Raw genomic sequence first — 22,647 nt, 5'->3', positions numbered from 1 at the left:
CTGGACTACTGCGCTGAAAATGGCCCTGTGCTGGCGGCCAAGCTGCAGGCGTTGTTTGGCTGGACCGAAACGCCGAAAGTGGCAGGTGGTCGGGTGCCGGTGGTGATTCACCTTTTGTCACCGGCCCAGCGGCCTTTAGCGGTTACTGCCGACCTGGCCAGTTTCTGGCAGAACGCCTATCCCGAGGTGTGCAAGGACATGCGTGGCCGCTATCCCAAACATCCCTGGCCGGACGACCCACTCACCGCCCAGGCCCAGCAGGGAACGAAAAAACGCCCTGCTCGCTGATATGCAATCCGTTATCTGATCACTTCCCGACTGACTTCAAGGTACTTCTGCCCGTGCTTTTTAACAGCGTTGCCATCAGCGTGCTCGGAGGCAACGTGAACTTCTTCCAGCACATCCGCCAGTTGGCGCAGTTCCTCATTGATCTTGCCCAGGGCGTTTTCCAGGGTATAGGTCAGTTCGTGGACTTCGTTCATGGCCTCGGGGGTCATGTCTCCGGCCAATACCTTTTCCAACTTATTGTTGTATTCCGAGAAGTTGCTAACCGCTTGTTCCAGGGTGTCAGAGGGCTTGCCCTTGAAGTGCTCGACGTCACTGGCGTGGGTGTTGGCGCCGAATGCGAAGGCGGCGCAGGTGAGGATGGCAAACATCAGGTTCTTGGTCATGGGCAGCTCCTTTTATGATAATGCAAAGTATTATCATTTATATTCGTTGTGTCCATGACGCCGGTCAATTATTTTTCCTGAGGTAGCTTGTCCGGAACCGGATTCTGTATAAAATGCGCGCAACCTATCTGGAGTGCCGCTGACACCATGCACCTGGTTTCCTTTGATATCTTCCGTACCCTTGGCTTTCCTGACACCACAGTACTCAAGCCGGAGCAGTTCCTTCGACACAAGGACCTGCTGCGAGACGCCGACTGGGTGCTGTTCCCGGAATACTGGCAACTGAACGCCCTGGTCCATGGGCTCAAGTGCCGCGTGTTTCCAAGCGAGGCCAGCTACCGCATTGGTCATGACAAGGTGGAGATGACCCGTGCGTTCCAGACCGTAGCGCCGGAACACACCCCCTGGACGTTGATCGAAGCCAACGGCCCCCAGGAGCGGGATCTGATCTGGGACACCATGGCCCTGCCCTTTGTGGCGAAGCTGCCCAAGGCCAGTATGGGCGAAGGAGTGTGGCTGATTGAAAACCGCGACGACTGGCGCCGGTACTGCGAACGTACCCACGTACTTTATGCTCAGGAATACTTGCCTATCGACCGCGATGTGCGGGTTGTGGTGGTGGGTGACCGGGTGCTGACGGCCTATTGGCGAACCCAGGCGGAACAGGGCTTCTACAACAACGTGGCCCGGGGTGGGAAAATTGATACCAGCGAGGTGCCAGGGGTGGTCACCGAATTGGCCCTGCGGTTGGCGAGAGAGTTGGGAGTAGACCACGCTGGCTTTGATCTAGCGCTGGTTGACGGCTACCCCTACGTTCTGGAATTCAACCGGCTGTTTGGCAACCAGGGGCTCGGCCAGGGCAGCGATCTAAAAGAGGCCATTCTGGATTATCTGAACCGGCAGAGCTGCCCCCAGGATCCGGACGGGCCGACAGAGCCGACGCCGCTTTGGCCGGTGGCGGTGTGATACAGAATTCTCTGCCAGAGGTCCGGTTTCCGTTGCCGGATTTATGGGTATATATGCGCATTTGCGGTGGTCAGAAAAAAGCCTGATGATCGCGACTATTCACGGGTAACACGGCGAGGCTGTGCTACCCTTTTTTTATGCCCGTTTACCCTGTGGAGGGACACACCACCCATGAATCTGAACCCCAACGCTGACATCGCCGATTATTACAGCGCCGAGACCTTCAAGCGGATCAAGGACTTTGCCGACGGCAAGGAAACCCCGTTTGTGGTCATCGACACCCAGACCATTGACCGTCAGTACGAGGAGCTGGTGGAAGGGTTCCCGTACGCCAAGGTTTACTATGCGGTTAAAGCCAACCCGGCGCCGCAGATTCTGACCATGCTGCGGGATAAGGGTGCCTGTTTCGATATCGCATCGGTGTATGAGCTGGACAAGGTGATGGGCCTGGGTGTGACCGGTGATCGCATCAGTTATGGCAACACCATCAAGAAGGCGAAGGACATTCGCACCTTCTACGAGAAGGGCGTGCGCCTGTTTGCCACGGACTCCGAAGCCGACCTGCGCAACATCGCGAAAGCGGCGCCGGGCTCAAAAGTGTATGTGCGCATTCTGACCGAAGGCACCCTGACCGCAGACTGGCCGTTGTCCCGCAAGTTTGGCTGCCAGACGGATATGGCCATGGACCTGCTGATCCTGGCTCGCGATCTGGGCCTGGTGCCTTACGGCGTGTCATTCCACGTGGGTTCCCAGCAGCGGGAAATCGGCGCCTGGGATGCCGCCTTGAACAAAGTGAAGGTGATTTTTGAGCGCCTGAAGGAAGAAGACGGCATTGAGCTGAAGATGATCAACATGGGCGGTGGTTTTCCGGCCAACTACATCACCCGCACCAATGAGCTGGCGGTGTATGCAGAGGAAATTGCCCGTTTTCTGCGGGAAGATTTTGGTGACGATCTGCCGGAGATCATCATTGAGCCGGGCCGTTCGTTGATCTCTAACGCCGGTGTGCTGGTGAGTGAGGTGGTGCTGATTTCCCGGAAGTCCCGTACCGCGTTGCACCGATGGGTGTTTACCGATGTGGGTAAGTTCTCGGGGCTGATCGAGACGCTGGATGAGTCGATTAAGTTTCCGATCTGGACTGAGAAGACCGGTGAGGGCGAGGACTGTGTGATTGCGGGGCCGACTTGTGACAGTGCCGATATCATGTATGAGCACCACAAGTACCCGTTGCCTTTGAATCTGGCGATTGGTGACCGGATGTACTGGTTGTCGACCGGGGCTTATACCACCACTTACAGTGCGGTGGAGTTTAATGGCTTTCCTCCGTTGAAGGACTACTACATCTGAGTTTGGGAGTCTGGCCGCGGAGCGGGGAGGTCTTTTCCTCTGGAAAAAACAACTCGCTTCGCTCAGACATCTTTTTTCCGGCGGAAAAGACCTCCCCGCCCCACGGCCTGTCGGGTCGGTTCGGGAAGTCTTATTTTGCTACTGTTTTGTGGGTCGCTTTGGCGGCCCTTTTTTATTTCTGCAGGGCTTTTTGGCGCTGTTCTTTGTTTTCGGCCTTGGTTTGCGGGCTGTCGGGTTGGGCCTCATTGAGGTCGTCCGGTTCGGGCAGCGGATCTCTTGGCGGGTAAATCAGCGCCATGGGGTTTTCAGTGACCACCTGGAACCAGGCTTTGATCAGTTTCGGGAAGCTGGATATCCGGGTGTTTCTGGCTCTGAGCGCCACGTTCAGGGCCAGGGTGAAGCTGACGATGAGGTTGACGCCGCCGATCAGCAGGGCGAACAGGGTGAACAGGGCGAAGTCGCTGGCGCCGGGGATGAACACGGACATGGCGTAGCCGACGTCGGCGGAGGAGAAGGCGACGTGGCGGATGTCGATGGGCAGGGCCAGGAGGTAGCCGATGTAGCCGGTGACGCCGAGCAGCACGCCGAACACGAAGTTGCTCATCAGGGCGCCGTAGTGTTCAGCCACGTAGGCGCCGAAGCGGGCGCGGGTTTCCGGCGGCATCAGGGGGCGCAGCAGGGGGTGTTGTTCCAGGCGTTCGGCCAGGTTCAGGTAGGCGGCGCGGTTGTCGAAGTAGCCGGCCACCAGGCCTGAGAAGAACAGCCAGACACCGGCGATGGCGGCGTACATCAAGGCCAGGCTTTGCCAGGGGTGGATGCCGGTGAGCATGTAATCGTAGCGTTCGGTACTGATCAGCGGAACGCCTTGCAAATGGCTGTATAACGAGCCAACGGCGAAAGCCACAGACAGGGCGACGGCGACGTTGCCCATGATGGCGACGAATTGGGTGCGGCCAACCCGGACCAGCAGTTCTGCCAGTTTGCGGGCGTTGGCGCGGCCCTGCTCGCCCTGCTCGACTTTTTCGGCGATGCTGGCGGCAGTCATGGCGGGCTGTTTGGTGGCCACGGTGCAGTGCAGCATGTGGATGATCATGAAGCCGATGCCGTAGTTCAGGCTGACCCAGAGGGTTTCCCAGCCCTTGGTCAGGTCCAGTTGGAGGATCTGGATCTTGATCAGTGCCATGAAGGCGATGATAAACCCGCCTCCGGCGCCGGAGGCCAGCATGGCCAGGTATTCTTTACGGCTGCCGGCAATGTAGTGTTCGCCGTGGTCGCTGGCGTTCTCGGTGACGCTGCGGGACATCAGCCTCAGGTTGGCGCGCCACAAGGCTCTGACGCCGTGGCGTTCGGCGCTGGCCTGGACCAGGGTCTTGAACAGTTCCACGGATCGGTTAAGTCGCTTCACCGGGTCTGCCGGGTCCAGAATATCCAGCAGGTGTTCAATCCGGTCCAGGGTCTGGTGCAGCCGCTCCAGCAGGTGGGTCAGCGCCATGGTAGAGCCGGCGGTGACGGATTTGCGTTGCAGTCGGTCAATCTCTTCACGGCATTGTTCAATCAGTACCCGGGCGTGGGCATCGTCCAGCTCAACGGATTCCTTTTCCTGCAGGGCATGCCCCCAGGATTGCACCAGCGCGGCAATTTCCCGCTGAAGGGCCACGAAGGCGGATTCCCGGTCGATGATCTTCGGGTTCAAGCGCAGGATGTTGGGCTCCAGTTCCTCGGCGGCGACCCAGATGGACATCATCTCCAGGGCGTTGAGCATCTGGCTGTAAATGCGATTTCGGGTGCGTTCCAGAGCCGAGGGTGAAAAGTGCCACAGGGTGGTCAACAGGCGGATCAGAGCCTCATCGGGTATGCAGTGAATCCATTCGGCGTCGTCTTTGCGGTGGAACACCACAAACAACACGTTCTTGACGTTGTTGCGGTCTTTGGGGGCCGGGTTGATCCGCTCGTACAGGCGCTCGCCGATTTCTTTCAGGAAGCCGCGGCGGGAATAGAGCCCCAGGCCAGACAACAACTGGAAAAACTGGGCCTGGTCGAGCCATTCCTGCAGCCGGCCAGACACTGCCAGGTGTACGTCCAGGTTCTCGGTCAGGGCACCTTCCAGTTGCTTCATGCGGTCAACGGCGTTGTGGACGGTTTCGCCCCGTTGCGGGCGAATCCAGTCCACCACCAGGCTGAGTGTTTTCAGAGCGCTGGTGTCTTCATCCGCGAGCTGGTTAATCAGGGTGGCCAGTTTCAACACAGAGTCCTTGCTTGAGCATGGGGCTTAACGGCTTCCATACGATGTTTGTTTGCTGACAGATGATACTCAGGCCGGTCGACGGCGCAGATCCAGAGTAAAGGCTATGGGTAACACCAGCAGGCTGTACCCTACCATCACCATGATGGCGTGGCGGATATCCCCGCTCCAGTCGGCAATCAGACCGCCGATCATGGGCACTGAAAACGCCAGGGTATAACCCACCAGAAACGTGCCGGCCGACAACCTCCCGGTTTCCTCCGAGCGTACCAGCAGTGGTGGCAGCGCAACCAGCAGAATCAGCAGGATACCGGCAACAAAACTCATCAGGGTGGCGCTGAATATGGCTGGCCACCCCTCAAGGACAATGGTGCCGCTGGTGCCGACAATACTGAGCACCGCCATCAAGATGATCATGCTGCGCTTACCTACCCAGAATCGGGCCATCTTGAGCATCAGCAGCGAGGCCACCACTTGCGCAAAGTTATACCAGAAAAGCGCGTCTGCCAGCTTCTCAAAATGCCCCTGCTGTGCCAGCAGGTTCCCCATGTAGGCGTTAAGGCCAAAAAACATGGAGCCGGACAAGCCCAACAGCAGGCCAATACGCAGGGTCAGCGGGTTTTTCCAGTCTGGCAGCCAGGCGCTGCGGCGCACCGGCCGTGCCAGGTCCCGCTTGGGCAGAAACAGGGCTGCGGCAACCAGAAGTGCCGGTAACGACCACACCAGTAGCGTGGCGCGCCAGCTGTTATCCAGCAATGGCATGAGCACCGGTAATGTGATGCCGGCACCAATGAATTCGCCCATCAACATGCCGTTCATGTAGATGGCAGAGCCGATGGCCAGGTGATGGGGCGCCAGCCAGCGTGGCAGCAAAGCCGGTAATGCCGGTTGCATCATGGCGACGCCGAGCCCCATGACCGCGCTGGCGAGCATCAGGGTGAAGGTGTCTGGCACCAGGCCGCGGCCCGCAGAGCCGATCACCATGATCACCATGGCCATGGCCAGGGTGTTTCTGGGGCCGATGCGGGAAATGGCCAGGGAGCCAGGCATGGCGCCAATGGCCAGCATCAGGATGGGTAAAGTGGTGAGGGCGCCAGTCAGGGCCTGCGTAAGCGCCAGTTCATCTGAAATAAATGGCGCCAGTGGCGGTGCCACCAGTACCGGAATTCTCAGGTAAACACCGGCCAGCCAAAGCAGCACCGCCACCGGCAGCAGCCTGGCTGGCGATGGCGGTGCAGTTGTTGCCGAAGGGGTTGTCACGACCAGCGGGTTCAGTCTTCGCTGGTGTCGGGCAGGTAGGCGCCGTCTTCGTCGTGTACTTCGCGGCCGGTGACCGGAGGGTTGAAGGCACAGATCAGGCGCATGTCTTCGGTGCCGCCGTACAGGGTATGCTGGTCGTGCTTGTCGAGTGCATACAGGGTGCCGTCGGTGATCTCGTGGGTTTCGCCGGTGGCCTTATCCAGAATTTTGCCGTTACCGGCAACGCAGTAAACCGCTTCCAGGTGATGCTTGTACCAGAGGTTCAACTCAGCACCGGCGGGAATAATGGTTTCGTGGAACGAGAAACCCATGCCGTCTTTTTTCAGCAGCATGCGGCGGCTGGTCCAGCCTGGGCCGGTGACTTCGCGCTCGGTACCGATAATGTCTTGCACTCGTACAATTTTCATTCGCATTCCTCATTGTGTGATGGAATAGCCGTACAGTATAAACATGCCGGTTAAGGCCGATTCAACCGCCAATCGTCGTAAACCATCATGGCATGCTCAATGGCGGTTGCCAGAATCTGTCGTTGCTGGTGGCCGAGAGATTTTCGCTTGCGACAACGGTCGAAGGCTTTCTGGATCTCCCGGCGACTGTGTTTATCGAGCCGCTCCAGCCAGTGCTGATCGGCCGGTTCCAGCTCCAGCAGGTCCCGTCCGGCGTGGTTCCGGTGGCTGATGTGCCACCAGTGATCTACTGCCCTGCCCAATACAACATAGCCGAACTGGCTGTCCTGTACGGGGCCGAACGTGGCGCTTTTCAAACCGTCTTTCAGGGGGCCGATGTTCAGTGCCGGGAGCAGCAGCCGGTCACCGTAAAAGTAGCTGCCGGCGGCACCGATCAGCCCACCCACCAGGGCTCCGGTGCCAAGGGAGGTGCCGAAGGTCGCGGCGTCAATGCCGGCACCCCCGACCGCACCCGCACCAAAGCCGGCCCCGGCCAGATACTTCTTGCTGACCGCCCAGTGTTTCCGGGTGTCTTCGGAGAACAGGTCGTGCTGGTTGGCCCATTCCAGCTCTGCCTCCTGGCGCTGGATACGTTGATGCTGGTACAGGTGTTCAATGTTCACCCGCAGGGTCTGTTCGCGCTGGCGCTGATGCCGATACCAGCGGTCCCGCAGGGTTTCAGCCAGGGAAGCATCACTGATGCTGGCCACCTGATCCAGGGTGAGTGTGCGCTTCTCCTGATAGGCCATCATGTCTTCCAGGGCTCGCGCGATTAGGCCGGCGGCCTGGTGGCGGCGCTGTTGTCGTTGCTGGGCCAGCAGGTCGGTGGCCCGGGCGAGGGTCTGCTCCCAGTCCGGTTCAAGCTGTCCGAAGGCTTTGAGCAGGCTGAGATGCTGCTCGAATGGGGCGCGAACGGCGTCGAACTTGCGGACAACCTGAAAGAACTGGCCGAGTGCGGCCTGCCAGGTATCGCTGTAGTCGTCATCACCGATGCTGTTGATCAGGGCCAGGCTTGGCCGGCCAGTCCAACGCAGGATGGTCATTTCAGCCTCGTGCTCGGTACTGTAGGGCACGGAACCATCCACCACGTAAATGATCCCGGCGCCTTCGATAACGGGTGTCAGCAATTCGCATTCATCCACGTAGCGATCGTCGCCCTGGTGCTGGAGCACGAACGCCCGGACGGTTTCCGGATGGTCGGAGGCCGACAGGCTGTGGGCTTCCAACCACTGCAGTACCCGCCGGGGTCGCTGGAAGCCGGGGGTGTCGACCAGGGTGTACAGCTGCTGGCCATCAACACTGAGCGGGTAGGCCTGTCGGGCCCGGGTGGTGCCCGGTTCAAGGGCAATGGCGATGGCGTCGTTCTGGGACAGGGTGGCCACCACGCTGGACTTGCCTTTGTTGGGATGGCCGACCACGGCGAAAACCGGCTGCTGGCTCATGGGCTTTCGGTTCCGGTCTGGTAGGGGTTATCCGGCACGGACGGCAGCACGGTGACCTGGGCAAAGCCCGCCGGTAGGCGCTCGGTAAATCGCAACCAGGGTTGGATCAAGTGGTCGGCTGGTGCGCGGTTGGCGTCGGAGGCCAGCGGTAGCACCAGTACACGGGTATCCCCTGGCCACTGCTCCCGGGCATGGTCCAGGAAGTCGTGCAGCTCGCCGGTGGGGGGTTCCCAGCTGCGGGTAACCACCATAACGCTGGGTTCCGGGCTCTCTGACAGGGCCTGCGCCAGGGTTGCCAGCACCCGGTCATCCTCTTCCAGGGAGGCGCGCCCCCCGGCCTTTAGGATCTGGGTCTGGTTACCAAGCAGTTGTTGCGGTAACTCCGGCTCACCGGCACCGGCCCAACAGACAATATGGTCCGTGTCTGATAGTTCGACGGTCTGGGCCCGGGTGGTGGTGTCGGGGAGATCGTCGGCATCGTTATGCTGATTGCCGGTGTCCAGGGTCGGGGTTTCCATGCGCCAGGCCAGCGCCTGCATGCCGGGGTGCTGTTGCAGAAGCTGGCCGGCCTTGTGAATGGTCAGCCAGTGGCTGGCCGCGAGCAGCAGCAGACGGGGCAAGAGCACCCAGGTTAGCCACAGCATGACGACAAACGGCCACCATTGGCCCCATTGCGCCGGAGCTGTGCCGGGGCTGTCCGGCGCCGCCCGGAAAAACCGCGTGGCCTCGACCAGTTCCTGGGACGGCACAGCTGCCGGCAACAGCCAGCCCCAAGGGGTGGCAAGCGCCTGCACCAGTGTGTGATACCCGCCGGCGGCCGTGTCGAGTGTGGTGCTCCAGCCGAAGGCCAGGTCTTGAATAACAAGCAGCACCAGCAAGGTCAGAAGCCCTGTGGTGGCGAACGCGGTGCCGCCGGCGTGGGCGGCACGGGCCATCAACAGCGGTTGCAATTGTGCCAGGGTTTGCCCCGGCAGCTGCGGCTGCAACCGCCGTTGCAACCAACCCCAGGGCTGCCAGCCGGCGACCGCCTGGAGGGTGGTTGCGACAGCCAGCAACAGCTGCAGAAGTACAAATGCCAGGAACACCGTGATGTTGATGCGCTGGCCGCCGTCGTAGAACAGCAGTCCGGCCATGGTAATCACCCCAAACAGTGCCCCGGCTGCGATAAAACCATGCTGAATCCGTTGCCACTGCAACTCGAGCTTGTGGTTCGCCTGGCTTGCCCTGCCGGGGCCGCTGAGTCGCTGCATGTGTGCCAGCCAGGCCGCTGCGTTGGGCCGAATGCCCTGCTGTTCGCAGTCCAGTGCAAAACGCCGGTCCCGGCGGTGCAGAAAGGCGGGGGCTTGCTCCCTGTCGCGCTGGATGCGGTCATCAAATTCCAGCAGCAGACGAAGGGGGTGGTGGCTCATGCAGAATCCTGTTGCATTCGGTCGGTTATGCTTTCCTGCTAGGATATAGCCAACAACGCCCGTTAAGCCAGCCGGAACGCCCTATGCCCCACCACCTGATGAACCTGCGTAACGTACCCGACGACGAGGCCGACGATATCCGCGCCCTGTTCGAAGAGCATGAGGTGCGCTATTACGAAACACCACCCAGCCGCTGGGGCATCAGCATGGGCGGTTTCTGGGTGCATGACGATGACGAGGCGGAGCGCGCCCGGGCGCTGTTAGATGACTACCAGGCACGCCGCCTTCAGGCCCAGCGCGAAGACTACCTGGCCCGTTGCCAGCGTGGTGAAACCGGGCTCTGGTATCAGTTTCGACGCCGGCCGGTCACCTTCCTGGCGGCACTCATCGCCATTGCCGTTATTCTCGGGTTGAGCCTGTTACCGTTCATTCGCCTGGGCTGATTGTGGCCCGGCGCCCTGGCGAGCCAGGAACCGGGCCGCCTGATCGACCGCATTGCCGGCGGTCAGAAAGCTGGTGACATGGCCCCGCAGGCGCATCCGGTAGATCTCGTGATACACCCCCTGGGCATCCAGGGCCTCGGCAAAACGCTCGGCCTGACTGAACGGAACCAACATATCCATGGTGCCGTGAAACAGGAAAAACGGCGGCGTTGCTGCACTCACATGGGTAACCGGAGACGCCCGTTGGTAACGATCGGGTTGTTCTTCCAATTCAGCCCCCAGAAGCTGACGCAATAGCCGGCCAGAGCCAAAGGCGGGCAAGTCCGCTGGAAGCCCGCCGGCCACCGCAGCCTTTAGAGCTGTTTCCGGGCCGCCATGGGGCCTGTTCAGATCACTGTCGGTGCTGGCCACGGTGGCCAGCAGGGCCACCAGGTGAGCGCCCGAGGAGAAGCCGAAGCCAGTGACCCGGGAGGTGTCCAGGCCATAGCGGCCGGCATTCCGGTTCAGCCAGTGGCGGGCGATCTGCAGGTCGTGCAGCTGCGCCGGAAACGTGAAATCCGGGGCGAACCGGTAATCCACGTTGAGCACGGCGAATCCCTGGCTGGCCAGGGACTCCGCCACCCAGGTCATATCGCTTCGGGAGCGACGCTCCCAACCACCACCATGAACCATCAGAACTACCGGGGCAGGATCAGTGCGCTCAGGCACGTAGAGATCGGCGTACAGCGGCTCTGGCCAGGTATCCGGTGAATATTGGAGTGAGGAATGAACGGTGAACCCGGTTTCCGGCAGGGTAACGGAGTGTGATGGCGTTGGCTGGTGGCTGGCGCAACCTGTCAGGAACAGGGCGGACATAGCCATGATGGCGCTGATATACCTGACATTACGAACGATCACCCCCCTGCCTCCTTAAGGCTTACCAATTATTCCGATGATACGAGCTGCCGCTGAAGATGGATGTTGATGGGGTATGTGTCCGGTTCGCAGGACGCTGTCTGAAAAGCCGGACACGTCTGAGAAGGCCGCATTGCCGGGGATCGAAGGTGATTTGAGCCTGTGCATGTCCGGAAATCCGGAAGCTTTCACCTGTTGACTCTTTGCTTTTTGAGATTAAATCAATAAAAACAGTCGGTTGGGGTGTTGGCACAGGATCCGCAAGGGCATGTTTGCCTCCCGTGAGGCGTTTCCAAAAACAACAAACAAGGAACGATCATGAAACCCATAGTGATCTGGCCCTGATCGAGGCCGAGCTGCCGACTTTCGATTTGCCCCCGGACCGGGGGCTTTCTATACTTCCGTGACTACGTCCGGAAATCCGGACGCCCAGGGTTGCCCCATGAACCAATTCCGGCCCGTGAGTACGCGGTACATGACCGAGCTGTTTACCGATAAAAACAAGAGTGGTCTGACAAGAGACCTGATAGAAGCGCTGTTTCCCATGTTTGAGGAAGCCAGTGCCGGTGCCATTGCCGTGGACCGGCATACCCGGATTACCTGGATTAACAGCAGCTATTCCCACCTGCTGGGCCTTGGCGACCCAGCCCAGGCAATCGGCAAACCGGTGCGCCAGGTGATACCCCAAACCCGAATGCCGGAGGTGGTCGAAACCGGCAAACCCCTGCTGTTGGACATCATGGAACACAACCAGCAGCAGTTGGTGGTTACCCGGCTGCCCTATTACGACCAGCAGGGTGAGATCGAGGGGGCGGTTGCCTTCGTCCTTTATGATGACCTGCAACCGCTGACGCCACTGGTATCAAAATACCGTCGCCTGCACCGTGATCTCGCCGCCGCCCGCAAGGCGCTGGCGAAGAAGGCCCGGGGCACCCGTTACAGCCTTGGAGACTTTGTTGGTGGCAGTCCCGCTGCCCTGGAAGTCAAACGGCGTGCCCGTCTGGCCGCTGGCCGGGACATGCCAGTGCTGCTGCTGGGAGAAACCGGTACCGGCAAGGAGGTTCTGGCCCAGGCGATCCACGCGGTATCGCCCCGGGCCGACAAACCCTTCGTTGGGGTGAACGTGGCGGCCATTCCGGAAAATCTGCTGGAAGCGGAGTTTTTTGGTGTGGCGCCGGGTGCCTATACCGGAGCTGACCGGCGTACCCGTGATGGCAAGTTTCAACTGGCCAACGGGGGCACCCTGTTCCTGGACGAAGTGGGCGACATGCCGCTGCCGTTGCAGGCGAAACTGCTGCGGGCCCTCCAGGAGGGGGAAATCGAACCCCTGGGTTCAAACAAGGTGGCCAATGTGGATGTTCGGGTCATCGCGGCAACCAGCCGGAATCTGGAATCGATGATTGCTGAGGGCAGTTTTCGGTCAGACCTCTATTACCGCCTGAACGTGCTGGAAATCAACATACCGCCGCTACGGGACCGCTTGGCGGATCTCGGGGTGCTGTGCGAGGCGCTGCTGGGTGAAATCTGCGAGGGCCAGGGGCTGCGGGGGGAAATTACCGATGCCGGGGTGGCGGCTCTTGGCAGCTATGACTGGCCGGGCAATATCCGGGAATTGCGCAACGTGCTGGAGCGGGCGTTGACCATGAGTGAGGATGGCGACCTGCTGGATGCCGATGCCATCTTCAAGGTATTGCCGAGGGCGAGCCAGCGCACTGTGCCGGCCATGGCGCCCAGGCCGGTGCGGCCGCTCGCCCAGACCCTGGCCGAGGCGGAGGCACAGGCCATCGAGCAGGCGCTGCTGGCCTGCCGGGGTAACCGTACCAAGGCCGCCCGTCTGCTGGGCATTTCCCGGTCGGTTTTCTATGAAAAACTGGCGAAGCTGTCCTGAATCCAAGACATATGTCCTGTTTTTAGGACACTTCACTCCGACCAAGGTCTTGAAGTGTCCGGTCAGCCAGACGCTCCGATGTTTCTGGAATATGGGGGAAGATCATAATTAATTGATAAATAAAGACTTTGTTTGGATGGCACGGTGTCTGCTATAGCCTGAATGCAGGACGTCAGAACAACGCTCGAAAACAACACTGGCGCACATTCGTTGGACCCGAACCGGTCAGTCGCGGTTTCGTGCGTTGTCTGATTCAACTCAGACCAGCCTTTCGGCACCAAGACCGAAAGGTGGATGACAACAACAAGAAGGATCCATTTCATGTCGATCAAGCAAAAGCTCTCGCGTCTTACCTATGGTATTACCGCTGCGGCTGTGATTTCCGGCAGCCTGATCAGCAGCGATGCCCTGGCATCGGAACGAGTCCGTTGGCAGGTGCCCCTGGCATTCCCGTCGCATCTGATAGGCCTGACTACCCCGGTCAAACACCTGACTGAGAACCTGAAAGCGGTTTCTGGCGGCAATATCCAGCTTCGTTACTATGAGCCGGGCGAGCTGGTACCCCCGTTTGAAATCATGGAATCCGTCAGCACAGGCAAGTACCCCGCCGGTTACACCTGGGTGGGTTACGATCAGGGTACTATTCCCGCGTTGCCGTTGTACTCTGGCGCCCCCTTCAACATGGAACCCCCTGCCTACCTGGCCTGGTATTACCAGGGTGAGGGCCGCGAGTTACTTGAAGAAATCTACGCCAAACGCAACATCCATCCCATGCTGTGTTCCATCATCGGCCCCGAGGGAGCCGGCTGGTTCGCCAAGCCGATCGAAAGTCTGGATGACATTGATGGCCTGAGAATCCGCTTTGCCGGCATCGGTGGCAAGGTACTGGAAAAGCTGGGTGCATCAGTCACCATGATTCCGGGCGGTGAGCTGTATCAGGCCCTGGAGCGCAAGACCATCGATGCCACCGAGTTCTCCCAGCCAGCCATCGACAAGATGCTGGGCCTGGACCAGATCATCAAGAACTACATCATGCCGGGTTGGCACCAGACTCTGACCACTTCTCACCTGCTGGTGAACAAGGACGTCTGGAACAAGCTCAAGCCTGAAACCCGCGCCGTGATCGAAATGGGCTGCGAATCGGCAACCCTGAAAGGCTTCGCCGAAAGTGAATGGGCCCAGCCCACCGCCCTGCGGGATTACGAGAAGGAAGGCGTAAACGCCCAGACTCTGCCGGAGCCGGTACTGCGTGAGCTGCAGAAAGTCACCAACGAAGTACTGGACGAGATCGCAGCCGGAGACGAAATGTTCCGTCGCGTTCTGACCAGCCAGCGTGAGTTTATGGAACACCACTCCATCTGGCACTCCAAGGGCTACCTGCCCCGGGACTTCTATCAGTACGACTGATACCGAGTCCTGAACCTGTGGATGCCGGCGTTGCCGGCATCCACCCCGAATTTTCCCTGATTATGTCGAGGTGATTGTGACTCACGAGCACGAATCCCCCAAGGCGCCCGTGCCTGCTCAGGCGGGGTCTGGCCTGCCCTACAACCGGTTGTCCTGGTGGCTGGACCGGTTTGTGGCTGGCGTTGGCAAGCTCAGTTCCTGGCTATGGATTGCCGTGCTGGTGGTGGTGCTGGCCAACGTGTTCAGCCGTTTCATTCTCAATGCCGGATCGATCTGGCTTGAGGAATTGTCCTGGCACTTCTTCGGTGCCGCCATGATGCTCACCCTGGGCTTTGCGGTGGTGAAAGACGATCACGTTCGGGTGGACGTGTTGCGGGAACGGTTTTCCCTGAAATGGCAGGCGAGAATAGAGCTGGCGGCCATCTTGTTACTGGCGCTGCCCATCGTCTACCTGATGGTGGAAACCCTGATTCCCTACGCCTACAGCTCTTATGTGTACAACGAGCGTTCCCAGGCCCCCAGCGGCCTGCCCTATCGCTTCATCTTCAAGAGCGTGCTGCCCATCGGCATGACCCTGGTGGGTATTGCCCTGGCTTCCCGGGCCCTGCGTTGCTGCACGCTGCTGTTCCGATTTCCCCGCGAGATTGCCACGCCCGAGGGCTATGGCAACGGCGAACACCCGCATCCGTAACGAGGCACAAGAATCATGGGCTTGGAAACACTTCTGGTTATTGCCATGTTCGCCGCCTTCATGGTGCTGTTGCTGCTGGGTTTTCCAGTGGCCTGGTCATTGGCGGGCATAGGCCTGGTGTTTGCCGTACTGGCGAACTTTCTGATTGAACATTTTGATGCCGACCTCTGGTTCACCTGGAACGGCACCATCGGCGTCCTGGATGCCCGATTGTATGGAGTGGTGGCCAATGAACTGATGGTGGCGCTACCGCTGTTTATCTTTATGGGCATCATGCTCGACCGCTCCGGCATTGCCGAGAAGCTGATGCACAGCCTGGTGCGGGTACTCGGCCCGCTGCGCGGTGGCTATGCCATTACCGTGGTAATTGTCGGTGTGCTGCTGGCGGCTTCTACCGGTATTGTCGGGGCTTCGGTGGTGTTGTTGGGCATGTTGTCCCTGGGGCCGATGATGCAGGCCCAGTACAACAAATCCCTGGCGGTGGGTACGGCGTGTTCCGTGGGCACCCTGGGTATTCTGGTGCCCCCCAGCATCATGCTGGTGTTGATGGCGGATCGTTTGGGCACGTCCGATGCGTCTGTCGGTAAGCTGTTCATGGGAGCGCTGATTCCGGGCCTGATGCTCGGCGCCATGTATATCCTGTACATCCTGATTGCCTCCTTCATCAAAAAGGACCTGGCCCCGGCGCCGAAAAACCGGGAGCCGCTGGATCTCAGGGCGCTTCTCGATGTATTCCTGGCAGTGGTGCCGCCCATGGCGCTGATCATTGCGGTGCTGGGTTCCATTTTCTTTGGCATTGCCACCACCACCGAAGCCTCGGCCGTGGGGGCGTTCGGGGCCCTGCTGATGGCGCTTCTGAGCCGGCGTCTTAACGTCAAGGTACTGCGGGAATCCCTGTACCAGACCAGCCGCACCACGGCCTTTATCTTCGGCATCTTTATCGGCGCCACGGTATTTGCTGCCGTCCTTCGCGGCCTGGGCGGCGATGATGTGATTCGCGATGCCATTACCGGTTTGCCGTTCGGCACCACTGGCATTCTGATCACCGTGCTGTTCATTACCTTCCTGCTGGGCTTCTTCCTGGACTGGGTGGAAATCACCCTGATCATTCTGCCCCTGGTTGCCCCTGTGGTGTTCTCCCTTGGCGTGGAGCCGGTGTGGTTTGCGGTGATGTTCGCCATCTGTCTGCAGACCTCGTTCCTGACCCCGCCGGTTGGTTTCTCCCTGTTTTACATCAAGGGTGTTTGCCCACCGGGGATCACCACACGCCATATCTACCTGGGGGTGCTGCCGTTTATTGCCCTGCAGGTGCTCGGACTGGCGTTGGTTTTCTGGTTCGAACCCCTGGCCACCTGGCTGCCCAACGAAGTCTACGGAGGTCGTTGATATGACCGCCCTGTACAAGACCAATAACAAACCGATCATCAACAAGGAGACAGTGTGATGCGTCTTCACAACCAAGTTGCACTCATCACCGGCGCCGGCCGGGGCATTGGCCGGGCCATTGCCGAACATTACGCCCGCGAAGGCGCCCGGGTAGCGGTCGCGGACCTGACGCTGGAAAGTGCCGCCGACACCGTCGCTGCCATCGAGCAGGCGGGCGGCACGGCCATGGCCCTGGCCATGGATGTCACCGATGAGCAGGCGGTGGACCAGGGGGTTGCCGCCATCATTGAGCAATGGGGCCGGCTCGATGTGGCCCTGGCCAACGCCGGCATCCAACACATTGACCCGGTGCATAAACTGGCCTTTGCCGACTGGAGCAAGGTGATGAACGTGCACCTGGACGGCGCCTTCCTGGTGACCCGCGCCGCCTTGCGCCAGATGTACACCCAAGGTGGGGGTACTATGCTGTATATGGGCTCGGTACACTCGGTGGAAGCCTCGCCGCTGAAAGCGCCCTATGTAGCCGCCAAGCACGGCATGCTGGGCCTGTGCCGGGCGGTGGCGAAAGAGGGTGCCGAGCATGGGGTACGTAGCAACATCATCTGCCCCGGCTTTGTACGCACCCCGCTGGTGGACAAGCAGATCCCAGAGCAGGCCAAAGAGCTGGGCATTTCCGAGGAAGAAGTGATCAGCAAGGTGATGCTCAAGAACACGGTGGACGGCAAGTTCACCACCCTCGAAGACGTATCAGAGCTGGCGGTGCACCTGGCGGCCTTCCCGTCCGCCGCCCTCACTGGCCAGTCGATCGTGGTCAGCCACGGCTGGCACATGCAGTAATTTTCTGGAGAGACGGATGAGCAACACAGAACAATCACCGGTTGTCTGGACCCCGAGCCAGGAAACCCTCACCGGTTCCCGAATGGGCCAGTTCCAGGCCTGGCTTGAGCAACAGGGCTTTGGCCCGTTTGCCGATTACCACGCCCTGCACCAGTGGTCGATCACCGAACTGGACACCTTCTGGCAGAAAGTCTGGGATTATTGTGGCCTGGTCTGCGACACCCCCGCCAAGCGGGTGCTGGGCCGCCGTGAGATGCCCGGCGCCGAATGGTTCCCCGGCATGAAACTGAATTTTGCCGCCAACCTGCTGCGGCTGGCGGACGGCGATCATGCTGACAAAGAAGCCGTGGTGGCCTACTGCGAAACCCGCCCGGTACTGCGCAAGACCTACGCCGAACTGAAAGCCGACGCCGGCGCCCTGGAAGCCTTCCTGCGCAGCAGAGGCATCCAGAAGGGCGAACGCGTGGCTGGCGTGGTCACCAACGGCTACGAAGCCCTTGTGGGCATGCTCGCCGCCACCAGCTTGGGCGCCATCTGGAGCTCCGCGTCGCCGGACTTCGGCATTGGTGCCATCAACGACCGCTTCGGCCAGATCGAACCCTCCGCGTTGATCGTGGTGAATGGCTACGGTTATGGCGGAAAGGTGTTTGCCCGCCAGGATGACTTTGCCGAATTGATCGCTGGCCTGCCGTCCCTGAAAGTGGTGGTCAGCGTTGCGCAACTGCCAGATGAAACCCCGATTCCAGGGGGGATGGTCACCACCTGGGACGACGCCCTGAAGGCGGGCGAAGGCCAGGCCCCCTCATTCACCCCAGTGGACCCGGACCACCCGGTTTACATCCTCTATTCCTCCGGCACCACCGGCAAACCCAAGTGCATCGTTCACGGCACCGCCGGCCTGTTGGTCAACCACGCCAAAGAGCTTATGCTGCACGGCGACGTGGGTCCGGACGACCGCTTCCTCTACTTCACCACCTGCGGCTGGATGATGTGGAACTGGCAGGCCTCCGCCCTGATGACCGGCGCCGCCGTCATTACCGTCGACGGTTCCCCGGGTTACCCGAGCCTTAATTTCCTGTGGGAAACCGTAGCGAAAGAGCGGGTGACCCACTACGGCACCAGCGCCCGCTTCATCGCCGGCTGCCGCAAAGCCGAACTGCAACCGGCCAAAACCCTGGACCAGAGCCACCTGCGCGTGGTCTTCTCCACCGGCTCCCCACTGCTGCCGGAAGACTACGACTGGGTCTATAGTGATGGCGCTCCCAACGTATTACTCGGCTCCATCGCCGGCGGCACCGACATCTGCGGCTGCTTTGTGGGATCAACGCCACTGCTGCCGGTACGAAGAGGCGAAATCCAGTGCCGCTTCCTGGGCGTGGACGCCGTCGCCTACGGCGATGACGGCCAGCCGGTCAGCGAAGGCCGGGGCGAACTCGTTTGCCGCCAACCGCTGCCCTCCATGCCCGTCAGCTTCTGGCAGGATCCGGACGGCGAACGCTACAAAGACGCCTACTTCAACACCTTCCCCGGCGTCTGGGCCCACGGCGACTTCATCGAATTCACCGAGCACGGCGGCGCCATCATCTACGGTCGCTCCGATGCCACCCTCAACCCCGGCGGCGTAAGAATCGGCACCGCCGAAATCTACCGCCAGGTGGAAACCATCAGCGAGGTGAAAGACAGCCTCGTGGTCGGCCGCCAGATCGACGGCGACGTGGAAGTGGTCCTGTTCGTAGTCCCGGCCGACGGCCAGACCGTCACCGACGACCTGATCAAAACCCTGAAAACCCGAATCCGCGAAGGCGCCAGCCCCCGGCACGTACCCAAACACATCGTGGAAGTGCCCGACATTCCCTACACCCGCAGTGGCAAAAAGGTGGAACTCGCGGTGGCCCGGCTGGTCAATGGCTCAAGTAAAGCGGACAACCGGGATGCCCTTGGCAATCCGGAAGCCTTGGACCGGATACGTGAGCGGTTGGTGGAGGTGGGGTTATTACCCGACTGAATCAGGATAAATGTGAGCGAGAGATGCACCAACACGGGCTGTTTTGTTGACAAAACAGCCCGTGTCTGCGAACCCTGAGACGATGTCATCGGACTACCCGTACAGCGTTTGAGAGTGACAGGGGGAGGGTTTTCCAAAACCTTGCGGAGCCATGGATGGCGGAGCAGAGCTTACAGGGAAGTATTCACAGCGTGTTTTGGAAAACCCTCCCCCTGGCACGCTGACACCACACCTGATAAATGTTAGAAAGTTTCGTAAATTCCCGCCATTTCATCGTCCTGTAACCGAAGATCAGGCATTTTTAGTCCGTTCTTATACTAAGATCGTAACCAAAGTTTGGTAAAAAATGCTATCTTAGTAGGTCTATCAAAAGTTCCGAATCAGTCATCGGCATAACCAGCCGTTCACAAGACGCCTGACCGTGCCATGACCGTCCTGAACCCACCCATTTGCCTGAGGACGAAAATGACAACATCCAAAGCCAAGATTGTCTACACACTGACCGATGAGGCCCCCGCCCTCGCCACCCGGTCACTGCTTCCCATCCTGGAAACCTTCGCCAAGCCGGCTGGTATCGACTTTGAAACCAGCGACATCTCTCTTGCGGCGCGTATTCTGGCAGGCTTCCCGGACTACCTCGAAGAAAACCAGCGCGTTCCGGATGCCCTGGCTGAATTGGGTGAGTACACCAAGGATCCGGACGCCAACATCATCAAGCTTCCGAACATCTCCGCGTCCATTCCCCAGCTCCGTGCCGCCATCAAAGAGCTGAACGAACAGGGCTACAAGGTTCCGGAATATAAAGAGCACCCGGAAACCGACGAAGAGAAAGAAATCCACGCCCGTTACTCCAAAGTACTGGGCAGTGCTGTTAACCCGGTACTGCGTGAAGGTAACTCCGATCGCCGTGCGCCGGCTGCGGTAAAAGCCTTTGCCCGCAAGTTCCCCCACAGCATGGGTGAGTGGAGCCCGGCGTCCCGTACACACGTAGCGCACATGCGCGGTGGTGACTTCTACTCCAGTGAGCAATCGGTCACCCTGGACAAGGCCACCAACGCCCACATCGTGTTTGAGAACAAGCAGGGCAAACAGACGGTACTGAAGCCCGACCTGCCGCTGCAGGAAGGCGAAGTGCTGGACGGCATGTTCATGAGCAAGAAGGCTCTGGTGAAGTTTTTCGAAGACGCCATTGCCGACTGCGAGAAAACCGGCGTGATGTTCTCCCTGCACGTTAAAGCCACCATGATGAAAATCTCCCACCCGATCGTGTTCGGTCACGCGGTGAAGGTTTTCTACAAGGAGCTGTTCGACAAATACGGCGACCTGTTCAAGGAAATCGGTGTTAACCCGAACAACGGCTTGTCTTCCGTCATTGAGAAGATCAAGCAGCTGCCGGAGTCCAAGCAGGAGCAGATTCAGGAAGACCTGCACGCGTGCTATGAGCACCGCCCGGAAATTGCCATGGTGGATTCCGTTAAAGGCATCACCAACCTGCACGTACCGAGCGACGTGATTGTCGATGCCTCCATGCCGGCGATGATCCGCAACTCCGGCAAGATGTGGGCCCGTGACGGCAAGCTCAAGGACACCAAGGCGGTTATGCCGGAGTCCACCTACGCCACCATCTACCAGGAAGTGATCAACTTCTGTAAAACCCACGGCGCGTTTGACCCCACCACCATGGGTACCGTACCGAATGTGGGCCTGATGGCGCAGAAAGCCGAAGAGTATGGCTCCCACGATAAGACCTTCGAAATGAAGGAAGACGGCATTGTGCGTGTGGTGGCCGAAGACGGCACCGTACTGACCGAGCACAAGGTTGAAGAAGGCGACATCTGGCGCGCCTGCCAGACCAAAGACCTGCCGATCCGTGACTGGGTCAAGCTGGCGGTTAACCGGGCCCGCTCCAGCGGCACGCCTGCGGTGTTCTGGCTGGACGATGAGCGCGCCCACGATGCCCAGCTGATCAAGAAGGTTGAAAAGTACCTGGCCGAGCTGGACACCGACGGTCTGGAAATCCACATCAAGTCTCCGGTTCGCGCCATCCGCTGGACCATGGAGCGCCTGATTCGTGGTCTGGACACCATTTCTGTCACCGGCAACGTGCTGCGGGACTACCTGACCGACCTGTTCCCGATTCTGGAACTGGGCACCAGTGCCAAGATGCTGTCCATCGTTCCGTTGCTGAACGGCGGTGGCCTGTACGAGACCGGTGCTGGCGGTTCTGCGCCCAAGCACGTACAGCAGCTGATCCAGGAAAACCACCTGCGTTGGGATTCCCTGGGTGAATTCCTGGCCACGGCGGTGTCTCTGGATGAGCTGGGTGAGAAACAGAACAACCAGCGTGCCCGTCTGCTGGGCCAGACCCTGGACAAAGCCACCGAGCGCCTGCTGGAAAATAACCAGTCTCCGTCTCGCGTCACCGGTGAGCTGGATAACCGGGGTTCCCACTTCCACCTGGCTCGTTACTGGGCGGAAGAGCTGTCAAAGCAGGATGATGACAAGGAGCTGAAAGAGTTCTTTGCCAAGTTGTCGAAACAGCTGGAAGAGAACAAGGACAAGATCCTGGAGGAAATGACCGTGGTGCAGGGCCACCCGGCCGATATCGGTGGTTACTACCACCCGCCCATGGAGAAGGTGTGTGAGGTGATGCAGCCAAGCGCGACCTTCAACAAGATCCTGGCCGATGCACGGGACTCCGTGAAGTAAGGCCAGCGGTTCAGCCGGCCGGAGCCTGCTCCGGCCGTGATTGACAAAAACCGGGTTGCCCATGGTCGCCCGGTTTTTTTGTGCTTGCTCCTGCGGTCAATCCTGCTGCAGAGGCACTAACAGGCCATTGGTCAGGCGTGCCAGATCGTCCGGCGTCAGCTCTATCTCGAGTCCACGTTTGCCGGCGCTGACGAACACCGTCGGGAAGTGGTGGGCGGTGCTGTCGATAAACGTTCGGAGCCGTTTTTTCTGGCCCAGAGGGCTGACACCACCCAGCACATAACCGGTGGTTTTCTGGACCAGCTGTTTGTCCGCCATCGTGGCTTTCTTTGCCCCGGCGGCCCTTGCGATCTGCTTGAGGCCCAGCATGGCGGTGACCGGTACAATGCCGACCGCCAGTTCCTTGTCATCCAGGCTCACCACAAGCGTCTTGAATACTTGCTCCGGCGCCACACCCATTTTCGCCGCTGCTTCACCACCGTAACTCTCGGCCGCCGGATCGTGGTCGTACTCATGTATGGTGTAGTTCACTTTGGCCCTCTTGGCCGCAAGAATTCCAGGGGTCATGCAGGGTCCCGTATTGATCGATGGTGGACGGAATTAA

Annotated in this window: 19 protein-coding genes; 11 read left to right on the top strand and 8 right to left on the bottom strand. The window is 59.8% G+C overall.

Annotated elements, in window-relative coordinates; genetic code table 11:
• Window positions 1–288: ATP-dependent helicase C-terminal domain-containing protein (locus J122_RS27925; RefSeq protein ID WP_319822989.1), on the top strand; the 288-nt coding region annotated here is incomplete at its 5' end.
• Between the two features lie 11 nt (window positions 289–299).
• Here J122_RS27925 and J122_RS27920 read toward each other — a convergent pair.
• Window positions 300–671, bottom strand: a complete 372-nt coding sequence (locus tag J122_RS27920) for a DUF6746 family protein (RefSeq protein ID WP_061331371.1) — start codon at window positions 669–671, stop codon at window positions 300–302.
• A 147-nt stretch (window positions 672–818) separates the two neighbouring features.
• Here J122_RS27920 and J122_RS27915 point away from each other — a divergent pair, with 147 nt between their 5' ends.
• Together J122_RS27915 and J122_RS27910 are read left to right on the top strand one after the other, a co-directional pair.
• Entirely contained in the window at window positions 819–1,637 is an 819-nt protein-coding gene (locus J122_RS27915; RefSeq protein WP_061331370.1) for an ATP-grasp domain-containing protein, read from the top strand.
• Between the two features lie 171 nt (window positions 1,638–1,808).
• Window positions 1,809–2,984, top strand: coding sequence for a type III PLP-dependent enzyme (locus J122_RS27910; protein ID WP_061331369.1), 1,176 nt, complete (start codon window positions 1,809–1,811; stop codon window positions 2,982–2,984).
• A gap of 172 nt (window positions 2,985–3,156) precedes the next feature.
• On the opposite strand, the gene J122_RS27905 is transcribed toward J122_RS27910, so the two are convergent.
• The 5 genes from J122_RS27905 to J122_RS27885 form a co-directional block, all read right to left on the bottom strand.
• Window positions 3,157–5,226 (bottom strand): site-specific recombinase, encoded by a 2,070-nt coding sequence (locus J122_RS27905; protein WP_082780513.1) that lies wholly within the window; start codon window positions 5,224–5,226, stop codon window positions 3,157–3,159.
• A 69-nt stretch (window positions 5,227–5,295) separates the two neighbouring features.
• Window positions 5,296–6,486 (bottom strand): CynX/NimT family MFS transporter, encoded by a 1,191-nt coding sequence (locus J122_RS27900; protein ID WP_061331367.1) that lies wholly within the window; start codon window positions 6,484–6,486, stop codon window positions 5,296–5,298.
• 11 nt (window positions 6,487–6,497) lie between these two features.
• Window positions 6,498–6,893, bottom strand: coding sequence for an ectoine synthase (locus J122_RS27895; protein WP_008176749.1), 396 nt, complete (start codon window positions 6,891–6,893; stop codon window positions 6,498–6,500).
• Between the two features lie 50 nt (window positions 6,894–6,943).
• The gene (locus J122_RS27890) at window positions 6,944–8,374 is read right to left on the bottom strand and encodes a GTPase/DUF3482 domain-containing protein (protein ID WP_061331366.1); all 1,431 of its coding nucleotides are present in this window, start codon (window positions 8,372–8,374) and stop codon (window positions 6,944–6,946) included.
• Window positions 8,371–9,783 carry a DUF2868 domain-containing protein gene (locus J122_RS27885; protein WP_061331365.1) on the bottom strand — a complete coding sequence of 471 codons (1,413 nt, stop codon included), beginning with the start codon at window positions 9,781–9,783 and terminating at the stop codon, window positions 8,371–8,373. Before J122_RS27885 ends, J122_RS27890 begins: the two co-directional genes overlap by 4 nt.
• 83 nt (window positions 9,784–9,866) lie before the next feature.
• On the opposite strand from J122_RS27885, the gene J122_RS27880 reads away from it, so the two are divergent.
• Window positions 9,867–10,226, top strand: a complete 360-nt coding sequence (locus J122_RS27880) for a DUF6164 family protein (protein WP_061331364.1) — start codon at window positions 9,867–9,869, stop codon at window positions 10,224–10,226.
• Here the strand turns inward: J122_RS27880 and J122_RS27875 are convergent.
• Window positions 10,203–11,123 carry an alpha/beta hydrolase gene (locus tag J122_RS27875; RefSeq protein WP_227510093.1) on the bottom strand — a complete coding sequence of 307 codons (921 nt, stop codon included), beginning with the start codon at window positions 11,121–11,123 and terminating at the stop codon, window positions 10,203–10,205. The two genes, J122_RS27880 and J122_RS27875, sit on opposite strands and share 24 nt — an antisense overlap.
• A gap of 472 nt (window positions 11,124–11,595) precedes the next feature.
• On the opposite strand from J122_RS27875, the gene J122_RS27870 reads away from it, so the two are divergent.
• From J122_RS27870 to J122_RS27840, 7 genes are all read left to right on the top strand, one after another.
• Window positions 11,596–13,008 carry a sigma-54 interaction domain-containing protein gene (locus J122_RS27870; protein ID WP_061331436.1) on the top strand — a complete coding sequence of 471 codons (1,413 nt, stop codon included), beginning with the start codon at window positions 11,596–11,598 and terminating at the stop codon, window positions 13,006–13,008.
• A 321-nt stretch (window positions 13,009–13,329) separates the two neighbouring features.
• The gene (locus J122_RS27865) at window positions 13,330–14,415 is read left to right on the top strand and encodes a TRAP transporter substrate-binding protein (RefSeq protein WP_061331363.1); all 1,086 of its coding nucleotides are present in this window, start codon (window positions 13,330–13,332) and stop codon (window positions 14,413–14,415) included.
• A 76-nt stretch (window positions 14,416–14,491) separates the two neighbouring features.
• Entirely contained in the window at window positions 14,492–15,106 is a 615-nt protein-coding gene (locus J122_RS27860; protein ID WP_197463808.1) for a TRAP transporter small permease subunit, read from the top strand.
• A gap of 15 nt (window positions 15,107–15,121) precedes the next feature.
• Window positions 15,122–16,492, top strand: coding sequence for a TRAP transporter large permease (locus tag J122_RS27855; RefSeq protein ID WP_061331362.1), 1,371 nt, complete (start codon window positions 15,122–15,124; stop codon window positions 16,490–16,492).
• A 57-nt stretch (window positions 16,493–16,549) separates the two neighbouring features.
• Complete coding sequence (locus tag J122_RS27850) at window positions 16,550–17,329, top strand: 3-hydroxybutyrate dehydrogenase (RefSeq protein WP_061331361.1); 780 nt, start codon at window positions 16,550–16,552, stop codon at window positions 17,327–17,329.
• Window positions 17,330–17,345: 16 nt separating this feature from the next.
• Window positions 17,346–19,334, top strand: a complete 1,989-nt coding sequence (locus J122_RS27845; RefSeq protein WP_061331360.1) for an acetoacetate--CoA ligase — start codon at window positions 17,346–17,348, stop codon at window positions 19,332–19,334.
• A gap of 465 nt (window positions 19,335–19,799) precedes the next feature.
• On the top strand, window positions 19,800–22,043 hold the full coding sequence (locus J122_RS27840; protein ID WP_061331359.1) for an NADP-dependent isocitrate dehydrogenase: 2,244 nt from the start codon (window positions 19,800–19,802) through the stop codon (window positions 22,041–22,043).
• 96 nt (window positions 22,044–22,139) lie between these two features.
• Here the strand turns inward: J122_RS27840 and ybaK are convergent, their stop codons facing one another.
• Complete coding sequence (ybaK, locus tag J122_RS27835; RefSeq protein WP_061331358.1) at window positions 22,140–22,610, bottom strand: Cys-tRNA(Pro) deacylase; 471 nt, start codon at window positions 22,608–22,610, stop codon at window positions 22,140–22,142.
• Window positions 22,611–22,647: the final 37 nt, after the last annotated feature.

The sequence above is a fragment of the Marinobacter excellens LAMA 842 genome (assembly GCF_001574445.1).
Taxonomy (GTDB): Bacteria; Pseudomonadota; Gammaproteobacteria; order Pseudomonadales; family Oleiphilaceae; genus Marinobacter; species Marinobacter shengliensis.
Note: the sequence above shows the minus strand (reverse complement) of the source record. Positions and strands in the feature narration are given on the sequence as shown.